The sequence below is a fragment of the Frankia sp. CcMO1 genome, from assembly GCF_977945845.1.
The window spans coordinates 1-20,258 of the sequence record NZ_CDWTMG010000065.1 but is presented as its reverse complement, the minus strand read 5'-3'; the positions used below and the strand labels follow the sequence as shown (position 1 = coordinate 20,258).

Here is a 20,258-nt window from a genome sequence, read left to right as displayed (position 1 = left end):
TATCAGCGTGGCACCGCGAAGGAGACGTTGCTCCGGACGCGGGACTGATATGACGCGACCCCAAGATATACGCCGCCGTCTCGGTGGACGTGCGGACGCGCCCGCTGGCTCAGGGATCATCTTCGGCCGAGCGGGCCTACGGAAATTCTCGGTCAAGAAAGCCCCAAAACCGGAAGCACGGTACCCCTGGAACATTCGAACGCGGCACCCCTGGAACACGGCGGTCCGGAACACGGCACCCCGGAGCGGCACGGAACCACGCACCAGGGTCTTGAGGCACCGCGATCCGTCAGCCCATCAACCTATTATGATCGGCGGAGACCGGATCTCGCCCGCCATCCGGACGTGAGCCCGATGACCCCGGTTGCGACGCATCGGAGGTGCCATGTCCGCTCCCCCAGGCTCCACACCCCCGGGATCCACGCCCCCGGGATCCATGCCGCCCACGGATGGCTTCCACCAGCGGCTGCACCGCGTGACGCCCGCCGGGCTGTCCCGCGACACCGCGCAGACCGCCGGCATGCGCCGGGTCGAGGCGCTGTCCGGCAGCACGGTCGGCTCCGTCGACCTGTGGATGGGCCAGACCCACGTCGCCGCGGCGACGAGCTCGGCGAACCATCACCACGGCCGGTCCGAGACGGGCATCTATGTGGTGCGAGGCCATCCGAGCGTCGTTTTCCTCGAGGACGGCGAGGAGACCCGGCTCGACACCAGCCCCGGCGACTACATCTACGTGCCGCCGTGGGTGCCTCATCGCGAGGAGAACCCCGATCCCGACGAGGAGGCCGTCGTCGTGATCGCCCGGACCACCCAGGAGGCGATCGTCGTCAACCTCCCCAACCTGCGCTGGGTCGGGCCGGTGGCCACCGGGTCCACCGGACCCACCCGGCGCGACTGGCACACCTACTGACCGGCTACGGCGGGACGGGGCGAGACCGGCAGGGTGGGGACGCGGCAGACCAGGCCACCACGACCAACCCCACCACTCATGATCATCCGGTCACACGCCCGTTACCAAGACACGCTCCTCCGTCCAGCAGGCGCAGCGCCTTCGACGGACACAGCTCGACCGCTCGGCGCACGGCGTCCAGCCGACCGGCGGCGACCTCTTCGATCAGGGTGACGACGAGGCCGTCGTCACCCTGATCGAAGACCTCCGGCGCGGTCATCACGCACATCCCGGCGCCGACGCAGACGGCGCGATCAGCGACGATCCTCATGCGACACCCTCCTGTTCCGCCCTGTCACACCAGGTGACCGAGTCCCACCAGGTGACCGAATCTCACCAGGTGACCGGGAGCGCGTGCAGCCCGTGTACGGCGTGATGGGCACGGAACGCTACCTGTTCGTAGGGCACGGCCAGCGCGAGATCGGGAAAGCGGCGCAGCAGCGCGGGGAACGCGATGCGCATCTCCATCCGGGCCAGCGGCGCTCCCAGGCAGTGGTGCACGCCGTAGCCGAAAGCGACGTGGCCGGGAGCGCCACGGGTGATGTCGAGCCGGTCCGGATCCCCGACGAGAGCCGGGTCTCGGTTGGCCGCAGGCAGCGCCAGGAGCAGTTGTTCGCCCGCCGGGATGCGGTGACCGGCGATCTCCACCTCGGTCGTCGTCGTGCGGGGCACGCCGGAGGGCACGATGGACAGCCAGCGCAGCAGTTCCTCGACGGCGGGCTCGACCTGGGCCGGATCGTCGCGGACCCTGGCGAGCTGGTCGGGATGGCGCAGCAGCGCCAGGGTGCCGAGAGCAAGCATGTTCGACGTCGTCTCGTGCCCGGCGGCCAGCAGCAGCGAGGCGATGCCAACCAGCTCGGCGGTGCTCAGCTCGTCGCCGTGCTCGCGCACCAGCCTGCCCAGCAGGTCCTCGCCCGGGGCCGCCTGCGCCCGCGTGACCAGCCCGGCCATGTACGCACGGGCCTCACGCTGCAGGGCCAGCCGCTGCTCGATCGGCAACGAGGCGTCGATCTGCCGGCGGGTGCGGTGCTGGAACTCCGCGCGGTCGGAATACGGCACCCCCAGCAGCTCGCAGATCACCAGCGACGGCACCGGAAGCGCGAAGGTCGCGACCAGATCGGCCGGTCGGCCGGCCCGTTCCAGCTCGTCGAGCGCCGCGTCGACGATGTCCCGGATCCGCGGTTCCAACCTGCGCATCCGGCGCACGGTGAACTCCGGGGTGAGCATCCGGCGCAGCCGGGTGTGATCTGGCGGATCGAACGCGAGCATCTGCCCCGCCCGCAGTTCGGCGATTTCCTCATCACTCAGGACGGGACCGCCAGGACCTACGACCCACTGATTGACGTTGCTGAACCTGCCCGGATCCGCGAGTATCTCACGGACGTCCTCGTACCGGCTGACCAGATACGCGGGTACCCTGAACACGGTGACAACGCGGCAGACGCCGTCGGTGTCCCGGGTCCGGACGAGTTCCTCGACCGGATCGAACTGCGCTCGCCGTATATGCAACGGAACTATCGGTGCCGCGGCCATCGCCTGTCCACCCTTCGCCGTTCACGCGGGACCTCGGACACCGACGACGCTACCATCCACGCGAAAAATAACTGTCGCTCGAACGGGCCGCATCCGGATATCCACCGCCAGAGATAATCCCGAGGAAGAAAAAATCCATCAACGAGTGGACCGGCGTTATTCGACGCTAGTCGGCATTGTTTGGTATTGTTTAACAAAATTCATCATAGTTCAATATTATCCGCTGCCTTCAGCTACCCATTCATCACCATCGAGAAGAATGCCACGGTAAATCATCCGCAGAGAGTCGGCCTTCCCCACGCCAGGCTCACGCCCGAGCGCGGATGATGGTCCGACTACCCGCCGAGCGGGCCTGGGCCGGTCAGATCGACCGAGGCAAGATCCGTGTTGCGGAGGGTAACCGAGACTCCTACAGTTCGGTTGTACCACCGGATGCTGCGGATGCCGCGGATACCGCGCCCTCCGGTGAGTTCCGACCCCGCCCCGCGCCGGCCGATTCCTCGCCACCGGCCGGTGCCCCTCAGCATGCGTCATGACGGGTACCGAGCGACACACATGGGAGCCAGAAGATGAGGGACCGCAGGGAGACAGACGTCGTCGAGCTGGCACAAGAACACGCGGAGCTGCTGCCCGAGCGCATGACCCTGGCGGCGGTCGAGATAAACCGCACCGAGTTCGACCCCACCTTCTACCCGGTCGGCTCGCCGGGCAGCAACAACGCCCAGATCGATAATCATCCGGAGCCACAGACTGCCTACAGCGACGGAGCGTTCATCAAGACCATCGCCAACAGCTGGAACCGCATCGAGCAGTGGTGAGCTCCGGGCCGATTCTGCTCCTCGCGCCGGTCTCCCTGGCCGGGTAACCGACCACGTTCCCCCGGGGTTGCCAAGGGCACCGTGAATCCGCGACCACCGGCCGGCCGAATATCCTTCGGTCAGCCGGAAAGCATGCCCTCACCTCAGTCAGATCGATCCGAGAAAGCCAGCCGAAGTTTCGACTGACGCTGGGCACGACCGCACCGTGACACACCCTGTGCAGGTGCTGGCCACCAGATTGAGCGGTGGCTAGCGTTCCCACCGCCTGAATATCCGAGGCAACTCAGATCGGTGGGAAACAAGGATGAACGATATCACGGGCAACTGCGCCGACGAGCTGAATGGAGAACTGTTCTTGGAATGGGCGGAACTACTGCCCGAGCGAACGACTCTCGCCGCGGTCGAGGTCGGTCGGAAGGAGTTTGACCCAACCTTCTTCCCGGTCGGCTCCCCCTGGTCGAAAATGGCACAGATCGACGCTCATGCGGAGCCGCAGGTCGCCGGTGGATTCCTGCCCATTCTCATCACACTGGTACCGAGCATCAACATCATCATCCAGAGATAACACCGACCGCTTTACCGCTTTACCGCTTTACGGCTACGACCGACAGATACACCGCCGGATTCCTCCGGGGGTGGTCACCCGGCCGGCCGCCGGTCGACGGACCGGCGGCCGGCCGGCTTCCCGCCAGTTCATGACAATGAGGATGGGACGCAGATGACCGAGTCCACCCGGTCGTCCACCCGGCCGACAACGATGCCGCCGGCACCTTCCGAATCGGACCGGGCGCCCGGACTCACCGGCGTCACCGGCGTCGCCAGCCTCGCCGGCGTCAGCGACATCGCCGGCGTCGCCAGCCTCGCCGATCCGACGGGCGTTCCTGGGCCGGCCGAGGTACCCGCCAGACCGAGCCGGGCCGACGGCCTGGCGCTACTCGGCGAGTTCACCGGGTCGGGCCTGGCCCGGCCCGTCTTCCTGGCCCGCCGCGCCGACGGTCAGGTCGTCGCGCTCACCGAACTGCTCGCGCACATCCTCGAGGCGGCAGACGGCGCCCGCGACGTCGCCGCGATTGCCGACCGGGTCACGGGGGTCTGCGCCCGCCGGGTGAGTGGCGCCGACGTCGCGTACCTCGTGGTGGATCGGCTCATGCCACTCGGCCTGATCGCCAGCGAGAACGGTGTCACTCCGGCGCCCCGGGCGAAGGCGCTGTTCACACTCGCCGCCCGGCACACCCTGCTACCCGCGCCGGCCGTGCACCGAGTCAGCCGAGTGTTCGCGATGTTGTTCCGGCCAGCGGCCGTGGCCCTGCTGCTGGCCCTGCTGGTGGCCACCGACGTGTGGATATTCGGCCGGCACAGCGTCCGGGACAGCGCGGCGGAGGTGCTCGCGACCCCGGCGCTGATCCTGGTGGTGGTCGGCCTGGCCCTCGTCGGCGCACTGTTCCACGAATGCGGGCACGCCGCGGCCTGCCACTACGGCGGTGCCCGCCCGGGAGTCATCGGTTTCGGCATGTACCTGGTGTGGCCGGCCTTCTTCACCGACGTCACCGACTCCTACCGGCTGAGCCGGCTCGGCCGGCTGCGCACCGACCTCGGCGGCATCTACTTCAACGGACTGTTCGTTCTGCTGCTCGCCGGGGCTCTCGCGCTCACCCACGCCGGTGTGCTGGTGACCGCCGTCGTCCTCGTCCACCTGGATGCCATGCGCCAGCTTGCGCCCTTCGTCCGGCTGGACGGCTACTACATCGTCAGCGACCTGGCCGGGGTACCGGACCTGTTCAACCGGATGGGGCCGACGCTGCGCGCGACGCTGCCACGGCGGCGCAACCGCCTCCCGCGCGGGCGGCATGCCCGATCGGCGGGACGGGCCCGGCCGGACGGGCTGACCCCGCCGGACAACGGGAGCCGACCGGACAACCGGAGCCAACCGGACGGGCTGACCCGGTCGGCCCGGATCGTGGTGACCGCCTGGGCGCTGCTCGCAGCACCGCTGATCCTGGTGAACCTGGTCGTGCTCATGGTCTCGGTTCCGTTCGTGCTTACCCGGACGACCCGGGCCATGTGGGACTATCTCGGGCTGGCGGGCCGGGCGACCCGTGACGGGAAGCTGGTCACCGCATTCGCGGAGGTCGTCTCCGCGCTGCTGGTCTCGCTGCCGGCCGTCGGGATGCTGTTCGTGCTGTTCCTGCTCGCCCGGGGCGTGCTGCGGGCGGTCCGGGCGCACCGGGAAGGCGGCCGACGCGGGTAATGGCCTCCCGCCGGCCGACTCGCCGCACCTCACGCCCATTCGACTACTTTCCGAAACTTACTCTTACTCTGAGCAATCAAAGGGGGATCGAACGCACAGGGAGAACCAGTGACGGGTCAGCAACAGGGAAGACGGCACGGCAACAAGCAGGGAACGGCGGTCGCCGCGGTCACGACTGCGCTGCTGCTGCTGCCGGCCACCGCCCGCGGTGCGGCGCCCCCAGGACAACCGGCCGGCACGCCTACCGAGGCATCCGCCCAGCACACGCAGGCTCCCCACGGCATCCCCTGGGCCTGGGGCTTCAACGGCTTCGGCCAGCTCGGCAACGGAACCACCACCGGCGCCTCGACGCCGGTCCAGGTCAGCGGCCTGAACGATGTCGTCGCCATCGCCGACGGCAGCAACTCCGGGTACGCGTTGCGCTGCGACGGGACCGTCCAGGCCTGGGGGGACAACAGCTTCGGCCAGCTCGGTGACGGAACCACCACCGACCGCCCCACCCCCGTCCAGGTCACCGGTCTCAACGATGTCACCGCCCTCGCCGGCGATGTGCTCTCGGGATATGCGCTGCGCAGGGATGGCACCATCCGGGCCTGGGGCTTCAACGGCAGCGGCCAGCTCGGCGACGGCACCACCACCGACAGCACCACCCCTGTCCAGGTCAGCGGCCTGAACCACGTCACCGCGCTCGCCAGCGGCGTGACCTCCGCCTACGCCCTGCGCGACGACGGCACCGTCTGGGCGTGGGGTTTCAACGGAGACTCCCAGCTCGGCGACGGCACCACCACCGACAGCACCACCCCTGTCCAGGTCAGCGGCCTGAACCACGTCACCGCCATCGCTGCCGGCGACTACACCGGCTACGCCCTGGCCGGTCGTGACCATGACGGGGTCGTGACCATGACGGGGACGGCCGGGAATCGCCCCCCACCCAATCAGACGGCGGTGGGCCGGTAGAGGCGGGCGTAGGCACCGCCGTCGGCGAGCAGCTCGCTGTGCGTGCCGTCCTCGACGACCCGGCCGTGGTCCATCACGTAGATGCGGTCGGCGTCAATCACCGTGGACAGCCGGTGCGCGATCACCAGGCACGTCCGCCCCACCGCGAGCCGGTCGAGGGCGGTGCGCACGGCGGCCTCGGAGAGGGTGTCCAGCGCCGAGGTCGCCTCGTCCAGCACCAGCACCCGTGGTGACTGCAGCAGGACCCGGGCGATGGCCAACCGCTGCCGCTCACCACCGGACAACCGGTAGCCCCGTGCGCCGACCCGGGTCGCCAGGCCCTCGGGCAGCCGGTCGAGCAGGGCGGAGAGGCTGGCGGCCGCCAAGGCGGCACGCAGCTCGTCGTCAGTCGCGTCCAACCGGCCGTAACGGAGGTTCGCCGCGATCGTGTCATGGAACAAGTGCGGGTCCTGAGGGACGACGCCGATCATCGTGTGCAGACGATCCGGCGGGATGTCGTCGAGGGGAACCCCGCCGAGACGGATGCCGCCGCGCCGCGGCCGGTGCACGCCGCTGGCCAGATAAGCGATGGTCGTCTTGCCGGCCCCGCTGGCCCCGACGACCGCCGCCGTCGTCCCCGCGGCGACTTTCAGGGTCACCCCGCGCAGGTTCCACGTCGGGTTGCCGTCCGGCCAGTCGCCGTCCGGCCAGTCCTCAGCCGTGGCGAGATCGTAGGAGAACCATACGTCGTCGAACGCCAGGTCGAGTCCCCGGCCGGCATCGAGTCCCCGGCGAGCGGCGGCCGGCGCCGGTTCCGTCCCGGACCGCGGTGCGCGGGGGACGGTCAGCGCGGGGGCCCGGGCCCCTTCGAACCTCAAGCGTACCTCGTCCTGCGGGACGTCAAGCAGGGCGAAGATCCGCCGGAAGGACGCGCCCGCGCCCGCGAGCTCCGCACGCAGGTTGACAGCGGACGACAGCGGTCCGAAGGCCACCAGCAACGCGCCGCCCAAGGCGGCGACCGTCCCGAGCGTGGTACGACCGCTGGAGACCAGCCAGGCCCCCAGCGCCAGCACCGCCGTCATCGTCGCGATGACCCCGAGGTTGACCAGGAACCGGACCCACGACATCAGCCGGGCCTGATCCTCGGCGGCGGCGAACAGCTCGGCGCCCGCCGCGTCGAACCGGGTCTGCTCGTAGTCGACCCGGTCGAACAGCCGCACGTGCAGCGCCCCGGAGACTGACGAGGTGTCGGCGACCTGAGCCATGAGCAGACCGTCGAGCTCCCGCTGGCGGGTGGACAGCGCGGCGAGCCGCCGCCGGCCCGAGCGGACGATCAGCAGCGTGGCCGGCGCGAAGACCATCACCGCCAGGCTCAGACGCCAGTCCAGCACGAAGACGACGATCGAGCCGACGACGATGTCCGCGATCCTGCAGATCACCGCCTGCACAGTGGCGGAGATCGCGTTCTGGGTGTTCAGGACGTCGGTGGACATCACCGTCATCATCTCCCCCTGCTGGCTGCGGGGAAAGAAGGCGAAGGGCAGGCGCTGCAGGTGAGCGTTCACCGTCTGACGGATCCGCACGGAGACAACGCCGCCGAGCCGGGCGATGAGCGCCATGCGCGCCGAGAGCACGCTCGACTCGAACACCAGCACCGCGCACAGCAGCAGGACGGGGACGACGAGGTCGCGCACCTGGCCGGTGGGCAACGACGTGTCGATGAGATGGCGCAGGACGAACGGCCCGGCGGCGACGGCGGCCGAACCGAGAACGGACAGCCCGACGAGAACCGCGACGACCCGGCCCTGGTCGGCGAAGAATCGGACGCTGCACCGCGCCTCGGGCGCGCCGGTCAACCGCGCGAGCGCACGCGCATGCAGGCGGATCGCCCACGACGGGACGGTCGTCTCCGGCAGGAAGGCCGTCTCCGACGGGACGGGCAGCGGCTCACGAATCACGCCGCCGAGGCTATGCCGACGCGCGCCGGGGCGGCGGACCTCCCGCCTGCTGCTGTCCCCCGCGGAGCACGACCCCGACGCCCCACCGCCCTGACGCGCGTCGGGGCGGTGGGGCATCAGGGACAGACCGACGGCGGTGGCGGAAACCGAAGGGTCGGCCGGGAGAAACCGGGGCCGGGATCCGGGAATCACCCGGGATCGTCAACGATTCCCGGACACGGGTCGTTGGACGCGCTCCTCCTCCAGACGCCTGCCTTCCACCGCGCCGGCGCCGAAGCCGGGAATCGCCAGGCCCTCCAGAGAGGCGGGCGGTCGGGAAACGCCCCGCAGCCGGAACCCCATGGCAATCTTGGTCAGCCCGACCGCCAGGGCCGTGAGGCCCACCCACAGGGCCAGCAGCGGCAGCGAGACCCGCTGGGAACCCACCACCCAGAACGCCGCCCCGATCTCCAACGCACCGACGATCAGCGGCATCCACCACTGGGCCGGGGTGGGCCGGCCCTCCGCCGCGGTGGCGTACTGCCCGGCCGCGGCCTGCTGCTCGGTCCGTCGGGCGACGAACGAGTTGACGACGTCGTAGAGACCCTTGGTCAAGAAGAACCAGGCCGCGATCCGGCCCACCGCCTTGACCGTGGGATCCGGCCAGACCAGCGCCACCACCCCGCCGGCCACGAACAGCACCGCGAGCAGCGCATGGGACCAGCGCCAGTCCCGGGCCGTCGTCGCCGCCGCCAGCAGCTCACTCACCGCGCCGAGGAGCAGGACGATCCCGAGAAGCACGGCGATCGACCGCACCGTGGTCAGATCGAACTGCGGAATGGCCAGCGCGAACAGGGCAAAAGCTGCTCCAACGGCAAGAAAACCAAACCAGGGCACATCTGTGGATCTTTCATGTGTACGACGATCTGAGGCAGTTATGTCGCTCACGATCCTATTCTCCCATCGTCGGTCACCGATACAAGGACCATTGCCGTCAGCTGGCGCTCGACATCACAGGTCAACAAGCTGATGCCCGCCACCCGGCGAACCACGCTTATCCGCTGGACATCATTCCGAACCGACGACGACGCCATATCGCCCGCGACGCTACTCAACTCCTCCCAGCAGGTGAGTGCCGCGCTGGGGCGGGAGGCAGACCCACCGCTGCCGCCGCCACCACACGACAAGATCACCCACGGGCGGCTGCGGCACCGAACGTCATGGATCGATGACGTAGGCGTAGTGAGGGGTAAGACTTAGGGTAGACTTTCCTTACTTGTACATTGGCTGGGTGACCCATGCAGGCCCGTCCCTCTCAGGCTCGACTGTGTTCCTCGCCCGCCACCTTGAACGGCACGGTGACCGCACGGCCGTTGTCACGGCTGAGGGCCGACTGTCCTACCGCGAGCTGGCGGCACGCGTCGACGCCGCCGCCGGTCGGCTCGGCGCCGGGCGGCGGCTGGTACTCCTCGCGGCGGTCAACACGATCGACGTCCTCGTCCTGTACCTGGCGGCGCTGTCCGCCGGGCACGCGGTCCTGCTGGTGCCGGGTGACAACGCCGCGTCGACCGACGCCCTGATCACGTCCTATGACCCCGACGTGGTGATCCGCCCCGCCGACACGCGGACGCGGATCCGCGTCGAGCAGCGGCGTGACGGCTCGAAGCACGACCTCCATCCGGACCTCGCGCTGCTGCTGAGCACGTCGGGCTCGACGGGCTCACCGAAACTGGTCCGGCTGTCGTACACGAACCTGCAGGCCAATGCCGAGTCGATCGTCGAGTGCCTCGGCCTTCGCCCCGGCGACCGCGCCGCGACGACCCTGCCCCTGTACTACTGCTACGGGCTGTCGGTCGTGCACAGTCACCTCCTGTGCGGGGCCGGTCTGATCCTGACGTCCCTGTCCGTCGTGGACGCCTGCTTCTGGGACCTCTTCCGGGACGGGCAGGGCACCTCGCTGGCTGGCGTCCCCTACACGTTCGACCTGCTCGACAGGATCGGTTTCGACGCGATGTCGCTGCCGCACCTGCGCTACGTCACGCAGGCCGGCGGTCGACTGGCGCCGGACCGGGTGGCCCGCTACGCCGAGCTCGGACGACGCAACGGCTGGGACTTCGTCGTGATGTATGGCCAGACCGAGGCCACGGCGCGGATGGCCTACCTGCCGCCGCACCTCGCGCCGACCCAGCCCCACACCATCGGAGTCCCGGTCCCGGGCGGGTCGTTCCGGCTCGAGCCGCTGGCCGACAGCACCGACAGCACCGACAGCACCGACAGCACCGACAGCACCGACAGCACCGACAGCACCGAGGATCTGGGGCAGCTCGTCTATTCCGGGCCCAACGTCATGATGGGCTACGCGCGGACGGCCTCGGACCTCGCGCTCGGTCCGACGCTCGACGAGCTGCGCACCGGGGACGTCGCACGCCGCACCGACGACGGCCTGTACGAGATCGTGGGACGGCAGACCAGATTCGCCAAGGTCTTCGGGATCCGGATCGACCTGCAACACGTGGAGGACACCCTCGCCGGCCAGGGGCTCAGCGCCTGCTGCGTGACCGGCGACGACGCCGTCGACGTGATGATCGAGGGCGACCGGGACGCACCTTCGGTCCGCCAGCTGGTCGCGCGGGCCTGCCGGCTGCCGGAGAACACCGTCCGCGTCCACCGCCTGGCCGCCCTGCCCCGCCTGGCCACCGGCAAACCGGACCTGGTTGCGCTGCAGGAGATCGCCCGCGACGCGCGACCGGCGCGCACGACCGCGCCCACCGGACGGGACGGGCCGTCGGACGGAACAGCCGACGTACGTCGGCTGTTCGCCGAGCTGCTTCACCGCGACGATGTCACCGACGACAGCACCTTCGTGAGCCTGGGCGGCGACTCGCTGTCCTACGTGGAACTGTCACTGCGGCTGGAGGACGCCCTCGGACACCTGCCCGCCGGCTGGCACACCATGGCCGTGCGGGACCTGAAGCCGGCCACGCGACCGAAGCGCAGGGCTGGCGGCTCTGGCGGCTCGATCGAGACCAGCCTGCTGCTCCGCGCGGTCGCGATCGTGCTGATCGTCGGGACGCACGCCAACACCTTCGACACCGTCGGCGGCATCCTCGGGGGCGCCCATCTCCTCATCGCCGTCGCCGGCTACAACTTCGCCCGTTTCCACCTGACCGCGGCGCCGCGGCGCGACCGGGTCCGCGGGCTGCTCCGCAGCATCGCGTACCTCGCGGTGCCGAGCATCGTCTTCATCACCGTACTCGTGCTCGTCATGGACGAACACGGACCCGCCAACATCGTGCTGCTCAACAGCGTGTTCGGGCCGGGCCGCGCGGGCCCGCCCTGGGAGTTCTGGTTCATCGAAGCCCTGGTCCAGATCCTGCTGGTCCTCGCGGCCCTGCTCGGCGTGCCGGCGTTCGACCGCTGGCAGCGGCGCCGCCCGTGGGCCGTCGCCGCCAGTGTCCTCGCCGCCGGTCTGCTCACCCGCTTCGACGTCGTGGCCCTACCGCCGGGACCACGCCACACCCAGACGTCGGTGGCGGTGCTCTGGCTGTTCGCACTGGGATGGGCCACCGCCGCCGCGACCACGGTATGGCAGCGGCTGGTCCTCACGGCGGCGGCGGCGCTCACCATCCCCGGGTTCTTCGCTGACGCACGCCGGGAGCATGTGGTGCTCGGCGGCGTGCTCCTGCTGGCCTGGACCACGAGCGTCCGCTGCCCACGCCCGCTACGCCGGCTGGCGGGCCTGCTGGCCGGCAGCTCGCTCTACATCTACCTGACCCACTGGCAGGTGTTCCCCCTTCTGCAGGACGACCATCCGGTCCTGGCGCTGCTGGCCTCGCTCACCGTCGGCGTCGCCGCGTGGAAGGTCTCGTTCCATGCCATGGGCCTTCTCGGCCGGCTCACGGCAGGCGTGCCGATCCCGCTCGGCGCCAGGCGTCTGCTCCGCGGTTCGCCCGCCAGCGCCCCCGGCTTATGCCACTCGTCACATTCCACGGCGCTAAGGTAAGCATGAGTTAACTTCTAGACCGATTAGAGGTTCGAGGTCGGTCGGACGTGTCTGTCCAGGTGAAGTGTTCAGGTGGAGGAGCCCGATGGGTTCGATAGGAAGAACCTTGGTCGTGCTGGTGACGGCCACCTGCCTGGCCGGCCTGGCCGGCCTGTCAGCGTGCGGCTCGGGGGACGACGGGAAGACAATCACGCTCTACAACGCGCAGCACCAGGACCTGATGCGGGTGATGGTGGACGCGTTCACCAAGCAGACCGGCATCAAGGTCGAGCTGCGTCGCGGCGGCGACCCCGAGCTGGCGAACCAGATCGTCCAGGAAGGCGACAGCTCGCCGGCGGACGTCTTCGTCACCGAGAACTCGCCGGCCATGACGCTGGTCGACCGCGCCGGCGGCTTCAGCAAACTGGACCGGGCCACCCTGGGCCAGGTGCCTGACCAGTACGTCCCGAGCACCGGCAACTGGGTCGGTTTCGCGGCCCGGTCGACGGTGTTCATCTACAACCGCGGGCAGGTCGCCAAGAACGAGCTGCCCGCGTCGATCATGGACCTGGCGGGACCGGCATGGAAGGGGAAGGTCGGTGTCGCGGCGGCCGGAGCGGACTTCCAGGCCATCGTCAGCGCCGTACTCGCGGTGAAGGGCGAGAGCGCCACCGCCGAGTGGCTCGCCGGGCTGAAACGCAACGCGAAGATCTACGCCAACAACATCGCCGCGCTGCGCGCCGTGAACGCGGGCGAGGTCCCCGCCGCCGTGATCTACCATTACTACTGGTACCAGGACCAGGCGGAGTCGGGCAAGGACAGTAAGAACGTCGACCTGCACTTCTTCGGCCACCGGGACCCGGGCGCGTTCGTCAGCGTCTCCGGCGCCGGCGTCCTCGCGGCCAGCGACCAGCAGGCCGAGGCACAGCAGCTGGTCACCTTCCTCACCAGCGACGCCGGGCAGAAGGCGCTGGTCGACAGCGGTGCCCTGGAGTACGCCGTGTCCGACGCGGTCCCCACGAACCCTGCGCTGAAGCCGCTGTCGACACTCGATCCGCCCGACATCGACATCTCGACCCTGAACGGACCAAAGGTCGTCGAACTGATGCAGCGGGCGGGCCTGCTCTGAACGGTCAGCCCACGACGGCGGGATGGTGGGTACGCACCAGCCCGGCGTACCCGCGCCCGCTGCTGCTGGCCTGCGTGCTCGTCGCGCTGCTCGCGGCCGTCCCGCTGTTCTTCGTCGTCGGGTACACGGTCAGCGTGGGCTGGTCGGAGGCCTGGCGGCTGCTGATCCGGCCCAGGGTCGGCGAGCTGCTGGCCAACACCACCAAGCTCGTGACCGGCGGGATGGTGGCCAGTGCCGTCCTGGGCACGGCCGCCGCCTGGCTGGTGGAACGGACGACCCTGCCGGGACGACGGGTCTGGCACGTGCTACTCGCCGCTCCGCTGGCACTGCCCGCGTTTGTCGTCAGCTACGGCTGGGTCTCGCTGACCGCGGGCGTCGAGGGATACCCGGGCGCCCTGCTGATCGTGACACTCGCCTACTACCCGCTGGTCTACCTCCCCGTCGGCGCGACCCTGCGGGGGCTGGACCCGGCGCTGGAGGAATCCGCCAGGTCACTCGGGCTCGGCCCGTGGCGGACGTTCGCCAGGGTCGTGCTCCCGCAGCTGCGCCCGGCCGTCCTCGGCGGGTCGCTGCTGGTCGGCCTGCACCTGCTCGCCGAGTTCGGCGCCCTGCAGATGCTGCGGTTCTCCACCTTCACCACGGCCATCTACGACCAGTACCTCTCGTCGTTCAACGGCCCGGCGGCGAACATGCTCGCCGGCGTCCTGGCGCTGTACTGTGCGGTCCTGGTCGGCGCCGAGCTGAGCCTGCGCGGCCGGCACCGCTACGCCCGGCTCGGGCCCGGAGCCAGCCGCACCGCGCAACCCGCCCGGCTCGGCCGGCTCACCGCCCCCGCCGTCGCTGGGCTCGGCGCGGTCGTGGTCCTGGCGCTCGGCGTGCCGCTGGTGAGCCTCGTCCGCTGGCTGCTGGTAGGTGCCTCCGCCGCCTTCCCCGTCGGCGAACTGGCCGCCGCTGCCGCGACCGCGGCCGGGCTCGGCCTCGTCGGCGCGCTGTGTACCGTCCTGTTGGCGCTTCCGGTGGCGTGGCTCGCGGTACGCCACCCGGGCCGGATCGGGACACTGCTTGAACGCAGCACCTACACGGCCAACGCGCTGCCGGGCATCGTGGTGGCGCTCGCTCTCGTCACGGTCTCGCTGCACATCCTGCCGGCCGTGTACCAGACCACCACCCTCCTGATTGCCGCCTACGCGATCATGTTCCTGCCGCGGGCCACGGTGGCGGTACGGGGCGCGATCGCGCAGGCGCCACCCGTCCTGGACGACGTCGCGCATGCCCTGGGCCTGCGCCCGGCGCAGGCCTGGCGGCGGGTCACCCTGCCGCTGATCGCCCCCGGCGTCGGCGCCGGCGCCATCCTGGTGTTCCTCGCCGTGGTCACCGAACTCACCGCGACCCTGCTGCTGTCACCCACCGGCACCGAAACCCTGGCGACCGAGTTCTGGAGCAACGTCCGCGACGTCGACTACGGCGCGGCCGCCCCCTACGCGGGGTTGATGGTGCTGCTGTCGGCCCCGGCGACCTTCCTGCTCACCCGTTCCGTCAGGAGAAGCACGTGACAGCGCTGACCGTCAGCCAGGTCACCAAGCGGTTCGGCGCCACGACAGCCCTCGCCGGGATCGATCTACGAGTGCCCGAGGGCAGTGTGACGGCCGTACTCGGGCCGTCGGGCTGCGGCAAGACCACCCTGCTACGGCTGGTGGCGGGATTCGGCGACCCGGACGGCGGGACGATCGACTTCGGCGCCGAACGGGTGTTCAGCCCCGGTCGCAGCGTTCCCGCCCAGCGGCGGCGGGTCGGGTACGTCCCGCAGGAAGGTGCCCTGTTCCCGCATGTGGACGTCGCGGCCAACATCGGGTTCGGCCTGCCCCGCGCCGAACGCCGATCCGCCGGGCGTGCCGCCGAGCTGCTCGACCTCGTCGGGCTGGACGCGAGCCTGGCCTGCCGGTTCCCCCATCAGCTCTCCGGCGGCCAGCAGCAGCGCGTGGCGCTGGCGCGGGCCCTGGCCCCGCGGCCGTCCCTGGTGCTGCTCGACGAGCCGTTCTCCTCCCTGGACGCGGGGCTCCGCCTGAACACCGCCCGCGCCGTCGTCGAAGCGCTGCGCGCCAACCGGACCACCGCGCTGCTCGTCACGCACGACCAGAACGAGGCGCTGTCACTGGCCGACCAGGTCGCTGTCATGGCCGCCGGCCGCATCGCCCAGACCGGCACGCCCCCGGGCGTCTACGCCTCACCCGGCAACCCGACCGTCGCGGCCTTCGTCGGCGCCGCCGTGTTCGTGCCCGCCGTCGTCACCGGGCTCACCGCCTCCTGCGACCTTGGTGCACTCGCCGTCCGGCCCGGGTCTCCCCAGGGCGAGGCGCGCCTGCTCGTCCGGCCGGAACAGATCAGGCTCCTCGCCGCGGCGGACGGCGACGAGAACAAGAACCAGAACGAAGACCGGAACGGGGAGCGGGACAAGAACCGGAACGGGGTGGTCGGCCGGGTCACCGAGGTGCGGTACTTCGGCCACGACGCCACCGTCCAGCTCCGGCTCGACCGGTCCGGCCGCACCGTGACGGCGAGGGTGCCAGGGCACCAGCTCCCCGAACCCGGCACCCACGTGCGGCTGTCGATCACCGAGCCCGTCACGGCCTTCCCACCCCACTGACGCCAGGCGGGTCACAGCGCCAGGCAGGTCACAGCGCCAGGCGGGTTTGCGGGCCTCAATCAGAAACCGCGTCGCCCAGGTGACGAATGGGCTTTCGGCGCGGATCTGGTCGTACAGTGACCGCAGGCGCGCATGGTACCGCTCGACGCTGAACTCGGGAACGGTCCAGATCACCTTCCGCAGGAAGTAGATAACCGCGCCGACGTCGAGGACCTCGGTCCGCAGGGACTCCATCCGCAGGTCGACGATCTCCAGGCCGACGGCTTCGGCCCCGCCGCGGGCGGTGTCGGGGTGACGGGTACGGGGCGCCGAGGCCGGCAGCGGTCCCAGGAAGTACTCGCTCAGCTCGAGCATGCTCGACGGCCCGACCTGCTGGGAGAAGTAGCGACCACCCGGCCGCAGCACCCGGCCGATCTCCGCCCAGCAGGTCACCACCGGGTGACGGCTCACCACCAGGTCGAACGTCGCATCGGCGAAGGGCAACGACCTGTCGTCGGCGGCCACGACGGCCACGCCGCGGGGACCCAGCCGCGCGGCGGCCCGCGCGATGTTCGGCGCCCAGGACTCCGTGGCCACCGTGCGCCCGGCCAGCCGCGGCAGTCCAGCGAGAACCTCCCCACCGCCGGTCTGAACGTCCAGGCCCACGGCGGCCCGACCCATCCGCTCGCCCATCAGCCGGGCGTAGCCCCAGGACGGACGCTGCTCGGTGGCCCGCCCGTCCAACCAGGAGAAGTCCCAGCCGTCCACCGGCACCGACGCCGCCTCAGCAACAAGATCGTCGAATTGGCGCGCCATAGGCCGACCATGGCAGCACATCCACGCGGTCGCGAGCGAATTTCCTGCGCCGCCTCGCGGCCACGGTCCGGACGGTTCCAGGGCAGATGCCGGTAAATCTGGGGGAGGTAGTAACGCTCCGCGGGTCGAAAAGCGTGACTACCTCCCCCAAAGTCGTCGGGGGTCGGCGGGGTGTCCGAGGCCGCGGCCATGGCCGGCTACGCGCACGACGCGCTCGGCGTACCGGCGGAGAAGATCCTGCTGGAGACCTCGGCGCGGAACACCTGGCAGAACATCAAGCTCACCCTGCCCTTCCTCGAGACGGCGGACACCGTGGCGATCGCGTCCGATCCGCTGCACGCGGCGCGGGCCCGCCGCTACCTGTGGAAACTACGCCCGGATCTCGCGGCCCGACTGGTTCCCGCCGACGACTACCGGTTCCTAGATTACTGGTGGCTGAAGCTCCCGAGGGCCGCCAACGAGCTCGGCCGGGCACTCCGCTGGGCCACGGGTAAGCCACGGGTGCCGACGCAGGGATCACTCGCCCGCCGCGCCCCGCCAGAGCTTGGCCGCACGGATGAACAACGCGCCGAGCTCGCTCAGGTCAGCGAGCGTAGCTCCCGTTCACCTTGTCGCTGTCACGTTCCGTGTTGTCACGTTCCAGGACGGCCAGCCTGGAACCTCATCTTCACGTGAGGTCAAGGTGCTGTGAACAGGGCACAGGCGGAATCGGACCTCGGCACACGAGGCCGTTATCTCGACGCGACCGGGCGGGCGCCGGGGGGTAGATATCGACGGATCGTTACGAACCGGACATGACGCCGCAGCCCATCTTCGGCACGCTGGGCCGCACTGACCGTTCCGGGAACAGGTGACGAGGAAGCGGATGACCACGTTTTACGAGATCCTGGGCAGGGAGGCCTCGATCGCCGGGGTGGTGGCCACCTTCTACGATCGCATCCTGACCGATCCGGAGCTGGCGCCCTATTTCGCCAACACCGACCTGGCCAGGCTCCGCACCCACCAGGTCGCGTTCCTCGTCGCCGTGACCGGAGGCCCGAAGGCCTACGAGGGTCGTGATCTCGCGGCCGCCCATGCGGGCCTCGCCGTCACCGACGCCGCCTTCGACCGGATCGCCGGGCACCTCATTGCGGCTCTCACCGACGCCGGCCTCGGCGCCGGCACGGTCGCGGCGGTCACGAGCGCCCTGCTACCGCTACGCAGGTCGATCGTCACCGCCTGACCGTCACGTCACCGAACGACGACAGGTCCGCCGGTTGATTCGTACAGTCAGACTTATGACGTCGCCCACGCCTATGACGTCGCCGGCGGGAACCGCCCGGATCGACACCTGGATCTGGTGCGTGCGCCTGGTCAAGACGCGATCGCAGGCGACCGCCGCCTGCCGCGCCGGCCATGTCCGCCTCAACGGCGAGCGGGTCAAGCCGGCCCATCCGGTGCGGGCCGGGGACGAGATCCGGGTGCGCCAACCCGGGCACGAACGGGTCGTCGTCGTCACCCGGATCCTGCACAGGCGGGTCGGCGCGCCCGTTGCCGCGGAGTGCTTCGTCGACCACAGCCCGCCGGTCGCGCGCGAGGTGCCGCCGGTGGTGGCCGTGCGCGATCGGGGCGCCGGGCGGCCGACGAAGCGCGACCGGCGGGCGCTGGAACGCCTGCGCGACCAGCCCCGCTGGCCGGACGCACAGTAGCGGCGCCGCTAACGCACGGTAGCGGCGCTGCTACTGGGAGCCCAGTAGCGGCGCCCGGTCAGGCGAAGCCTCGGTCGAGAGAGTCCGCAATCGCCCACACACCATGACCATCCTCAGGAACCTCGCCCTGGGATTACTAACCCTGGACCACCCACCATGGGATTACTTCGCATCAACGGTATGAAGAAAATGAAGAAAGCGACCGAGTACATTGCCGGTGACCGGGACCGAGCCCTGCCGCTACGTGCCGCGTAGCGTTACCCGCGCCTGCAGAATCCGATCGCGAGGTTGATCTTCCTGGACGACACGGCCGGATCGCATCTCGCCGCACCGACCGGCTCGAACTAGAGTCAGGACCATGGGGCGAGCGTCATCCGGGTTGGCTCGGCGGAATTCGCGATGAGCTAGCGTGAGCAACCGGGCATGGACATCCTGGACCATTCGGCGGGGCAGCCCGCCCGTAATGGGCCTCCGGTCCGGTTCAGCATTGTGATGCCGACATACAACCGCTGGGACGTGGTATTGTAGAGTATTGTGGGACTCAGGCACCTCGATATGCCGTGGCCCTGCGAACTGATCGTTGTCGTCGACGGTTCCACGGATGGCACCGAGAAGGCTCTCCGGGCCGTCTCCCTGCCGTTCTCCAAGCGTATCCTGTGGCAGGAGAACGCGGGCGCGGCTGCGGCGAGAAACCGTGGCGCCGCGAGCGCGCTCGGCGAGTTCATCCTCTTCCTCGACGACGACATGGCGGCGGACCGGCGGCTCCTCGTCGAGCATGAAAAGCTTCTCGCCGACGGCGCCGACGCCGTGGTCGGCCACATCCCGATGCACCCCGCCTCGCCGCCCACGGTGCTCACCTACGGAGTCGACCGGTGGGCCCGGGCGCGCCGCCGGCGGCTGCTGCGGTCGGACGGGCGGCTGACCGTCGCGGACCTGCTCTCCGGGCAGGTGTCGATGCGGGCGTCGACCTTCGTCAGGCTCGGCGGTTTCGACACGAGTTTTACCGCCGGCGGCAGCTTCGGCGGTGAGGACACCGACTTCCTCTACCGGCTGCTGCAGAGCGGTGCGCAGGTTCGATTCGCCGCCGACGCCGTCTCCTACCAGCGTTACGTCGTTTCGCCCGAGGCGCACCTGAGGCAGTGGACGCAGGCCGATGCCGCGCTTGCCCGAAAACATCCGGGTCTCGGTGACCTGCTCTTTGCCCAGCATGGCGGGAAGACGGTCAAAGGAATCCTCGCCAGGGCCGCGGCGGCGGCACCACCCTGGGCGTCCCGCGCCCCGGCGGGTCTCGTGCTCGGAAGGGTCAGCGCCGGGAAGGTGGACCGGCCCACCAGATGGATGTTCCTGGGACTGCGGGACTGCTCCTACTGGCGGGGAGCCCGCCAGCGCGGCGGCCTCCTGCACGCACCGGACGTGGGCCTGCGGGTCCTCGCCTATCATGCGATAGAGGACGTGTCGGATCCCCTGCTGAGCAGGTATGCGGCCCCTCCGCCGCAGTTCCGGGCCCAGCTGACAGCCCTGCTGGACGCCGGCTTCACCTTTGTCGGGGCCGATGAGCTCCTGCGTCATCTCGACGGCCGGCCCGCCCGGCATCAGGGC

The 20,258-nt window shown here is 70.0% G+C and carries 16 protein-coding genes and 2 pseudogenes; 13 read left to right on the top strand and 5 right to left on the bottom strand.

Annotated elements, in window-relative coordinates; all coding sequences use genetic code 11:
* Nucleotides 1-385 precede the first annotated feature (385 nt).
* Nucleotides 386-910 carry a cupin domain-containing protein gene (locus AC08OU_RS10720; protein ID WP_476602239.1) on the top strand — a complete coding sequence of 175 codons (525 nt, stop codon included), beginning with the start codon at nt 386-388 and terminating at the stop codon, nt 908-910.
* 82 nt (nt 911-992) lie between these two features.
* Here the strand turns inward: AC08OU_RS10720 and AC08OU_RS10715 are convergent, their stop codons facing one another.
* On the bottom strand, nt 993-1,220 hold the full coding sequence (locus AC08OU_RS10715; protein ID WP_476602238.1) for a ferredoxin: 228 nt from the start codon (nt 1,218-1,220) through the stop codon (nt 993-995).
* Between the two features lie 62 nt (nt 1,221-1,282).
* A complete protein-coding gene (locus AC08OU_RS10710; protein WP_462189052.1) occupies nt 1,283-2,482 on the bottom strand; it encodes a cytochrome P450 in 1,200 nt (399 codons plus the stop codon).
* Between the two features lie 569 nt (nt 2,483-3,051).
* On the opposite strand from AC08OU_RS10710, the gene AC08OU_RS10705 reads away from it, so the two are divergent.
* From AC08OU_RS10705 to AC08OU_RS10690, 4 genes are all read left to right on the top strand, one after another.
* Nucleotides 3,052-3,300, top strand: a complete 249-nt coding sequence (locus tag AC08OU_RS10705; RefSeq protein ID WP_476602237.1) for a hypothetical protein — start codon at nt 3,052-3,054, stop codon at nt 3,298-3,300.
* A 304-nt stretch (nt 3,301-3,604) separates the two neighbouring features.
* Nucleotides 3,605-3,865 (top strand): hypothetical protein, encoded by a 261-nt coding sequence (locus tag AC08OU_RS10700; protein ID WP_462186929.1) that lies wholly within the window; start codon nt 3,605-3,607, stop codon nt 3,863-3,865.
* A gap of 153 nt (nt 3,866-4,018) precedes the next feature.
* The gene (locus tag AC08OU_RS10695) at nt 4,019-5,548 is read left to right on the top strand and encodes a hypothetical protein (protein WP_476604807.1); all 1,530 of its coding nucleotides are present in this window, start codon (nt 4,019-4,021) and stop codon (nt 5,546-5,548) included.
* A 108-nt stretch (nt 5,549-5,656) separates the two neighbouring features.
* Complete coding sequence (locus AC08OU_RS10690; protein WP_476600173.1) at nt 5,657-6,505, top strand: RCC1 domain-containing protein; 849 nt, start codon at nt 5,657-5,659, stop codon at nt 6,503-6,505.
* Here the strand turns inward: AC08OU_RS10690 and AC08OU_RS10685 are convergent.
* Complete coding sequence (locus AC08OU_RS10685; protein ID WP_476600175.1) at nt 6,484-8,442, bottom strand: ABC transporter ATP-binding protein; 1,959 nt, start codon at nt 8,440-8,442, stop codon at nt 6,484-6,486. The genes AC08OU_RS10690 and AC08OU_RS10685 overlap by 22 nt on opposite strands.
* 201 nt (nt 8,443-8,643) lie before the next feature.
* A complete protein-coding gene (locus AC08OU_RS10680) occupies nt 8,644-9,318 on the bottom strand; it encodes an HdeD family acid-resistance protein (RefSeq protein WP_476600177.1) in 675 nt (224 codons plus the stop codon).
* A gap of 430 nt (nt 9,319-9,748) precedes the next feature.
* Between AC08OU_RS10680 and AC08OU_RS10675 the strand changes: the two genes are divergently transcribed.
* From AC08OU_RS10675 to AC08OU_RS10660, 4 genes are all read left to right on the top strand, one after another.
* Nucleotides 9,749-12,424 carry an AMP-binding protein gene (locus AC08OU_RS10675; protein ID WP_476604806.1) on the top strand — a complete coding sequence of 892 codons (2,676 nt, stop codon included), beginning with the start codon at nt 9,749-9,751 and terminating at the stop codon, nt 12,422-12,424.
* Between the two features lie 85 nt (nt 12,425-12,509).
* A complete protein-coding gene (locus AC08OU_RS10670) occupies nt 12,510-13,532 on the top strand; it encodes an iron ABC transporter substrate-binding protein (RefSeq protein WP_476592593.1) in 1,023 nt (340 codons plus the stop codon).
* A 74-nt stretch (nt 13,533-13,606) separates the two neighbouring features.
* Entirely contained in the window at nt 13,607-15,085 is a 1,479-nt protein-coding gene (locus AC08OU_RS10665; protein WP_476600181.1) for an ABC transporter permease, read from the top strand.
* Nucleotides 15,082-16,176, top strand: coding sequence for an ABC transporter ATP-binding protein (locus AC08OU_RS10660; RefSeq protein WP_476600183.1), 1,095 nt, complete (start codon nt 15,082-15,084; stop codon nt 16,174-16,176). Before AC08OU_RS10665 ends, AC08OU_RS10660 begins: the two co-directional genes overlap by 4 nt.
* Before the next feature lie 390 nt (nt 16,177-16,566).
* On the opposite strand, the pseudogene AC08OU_RS10655 reads toward AC08OU_RS10660, so the two are convergent.
* Nucleotides 16,567-16,836 (bottom strand): annotated as a pseudogene (locus tag AC08OU_RS10655) (class I SAM-dependent methyltransferase); the annotation flags it as partial.
* Nucleotides 16,837-17,139: 303 nt separating this feature from the next.
* Here AC08OU_RS10655 and AC08OU_RS10650 point away from each other — a divergent pair.
* The 4 genes and pseudogenes from AC08OU_RS10650 to AC08OU_RS10635 all read left to right on the top strand — a co-directional run.
* Nucleotides 17,140-17,646 (top strand): annotated as a pseudogene (locus AC08OU_RS10650) (YdcF family protein); the annotation flags it as partial.
* A 190-nt stretch (nt 17,647-17,836) separates the two neighbouring features.
* Nucleotides 17,837-18,193, top strand: a complete 357-nt coding sequence (locus AC08OU_RS10645) for a group I truncated hemoglobin (protein WP_462186939.1) — start codon at nt 17,837-17,839, stop codon at nt 18,191-18,193.
* A 73-nt stretch (nt 18,194-18,266) separates the two neighbouring features.
* A complete protein-coding gene (locus tag AC08OU_RS10640; RefSeq protein ID WP_476600185.1) occupies nt 18,267-18,659 on the top strand; it encodes an RNA-binding S4 domain-containing protein in 393 nt (130 codons plus the stop codon).
* A gap of 555 nt (nt 18,660-19,214) precedes the next feature.
* Nucleotides 19,215-20,258, top strand: a 1,044-nt coding sequence (locus AC08OU_RS10635) for a glycosyltransferase family 2 protein (RefSeq protein WP_476604805.1), incomplete at its 3' end; no start/stop codon positions are given.

Coding starts and splice junctions, on each gene's coding strand:
- AC08OU_RS10645 (WP_462186939.1), top strand. CDS start 17,837: ATGACCACGTTTTACGAGATCCTGGGCAGGGAGGCCTCGATCGCCGGG.
- AC08OU_RS10710 (WP_462189052.1), bottom strand. CDS start 2,482: ATGGCCGCGGCACCGATAGTTCCGTTGCATATACGGCGAGCGCAGTTC.
- AC08OU_RS10640 (WP_476600185.1), top strand. CDS start 18,267: ATGACGTCGCCGGCGGGAACCGCCCGGATCGACACCTGGATCTGGTGC.
- AC08OU_RS10695 (WP_476604807.1), top strand. CDS start 4,019: ATGACCGAGTCCACCCGGTCGTCCACCCGGCCGACAACGATGCCGCCG.
- AC08OU_RS10700 (WP_462186929.1), top strand. CDS start 3,605: ATGAACGATATCACGGGCAACTGCGCCGACGAGCTGAATGGAGAACTG.
- AC08OU_RS10720 (WP_476602239.1), top strand. CDS start 386: ATGTCCGCTCCCCCAGGCTCCACACCCCCGGGATCCACGCCCCCGGGA.
- AC08OU_RS10715 (WP_476602238.1), bottom strand. CDS start 1,220: ATGAGGATCGTCGCTGATCGCGCCGTCTGCGTCGGCGCCGGGATGTGC.
- AC08OU_RS10705 (WP_476602237.1), top strand. CDS start 3,052: ATGAGGGACCGCAGGGAGACAGACGTCGTCGAGCTGGCACAAGAACAC.
- AC08OU_RS10670 (WP_476592593.1), top strand. CDS start 12,510: ATGGGTTCGATAGGAAGAACCTTGGTCGTGCTGGTGACGGCCACCTGC.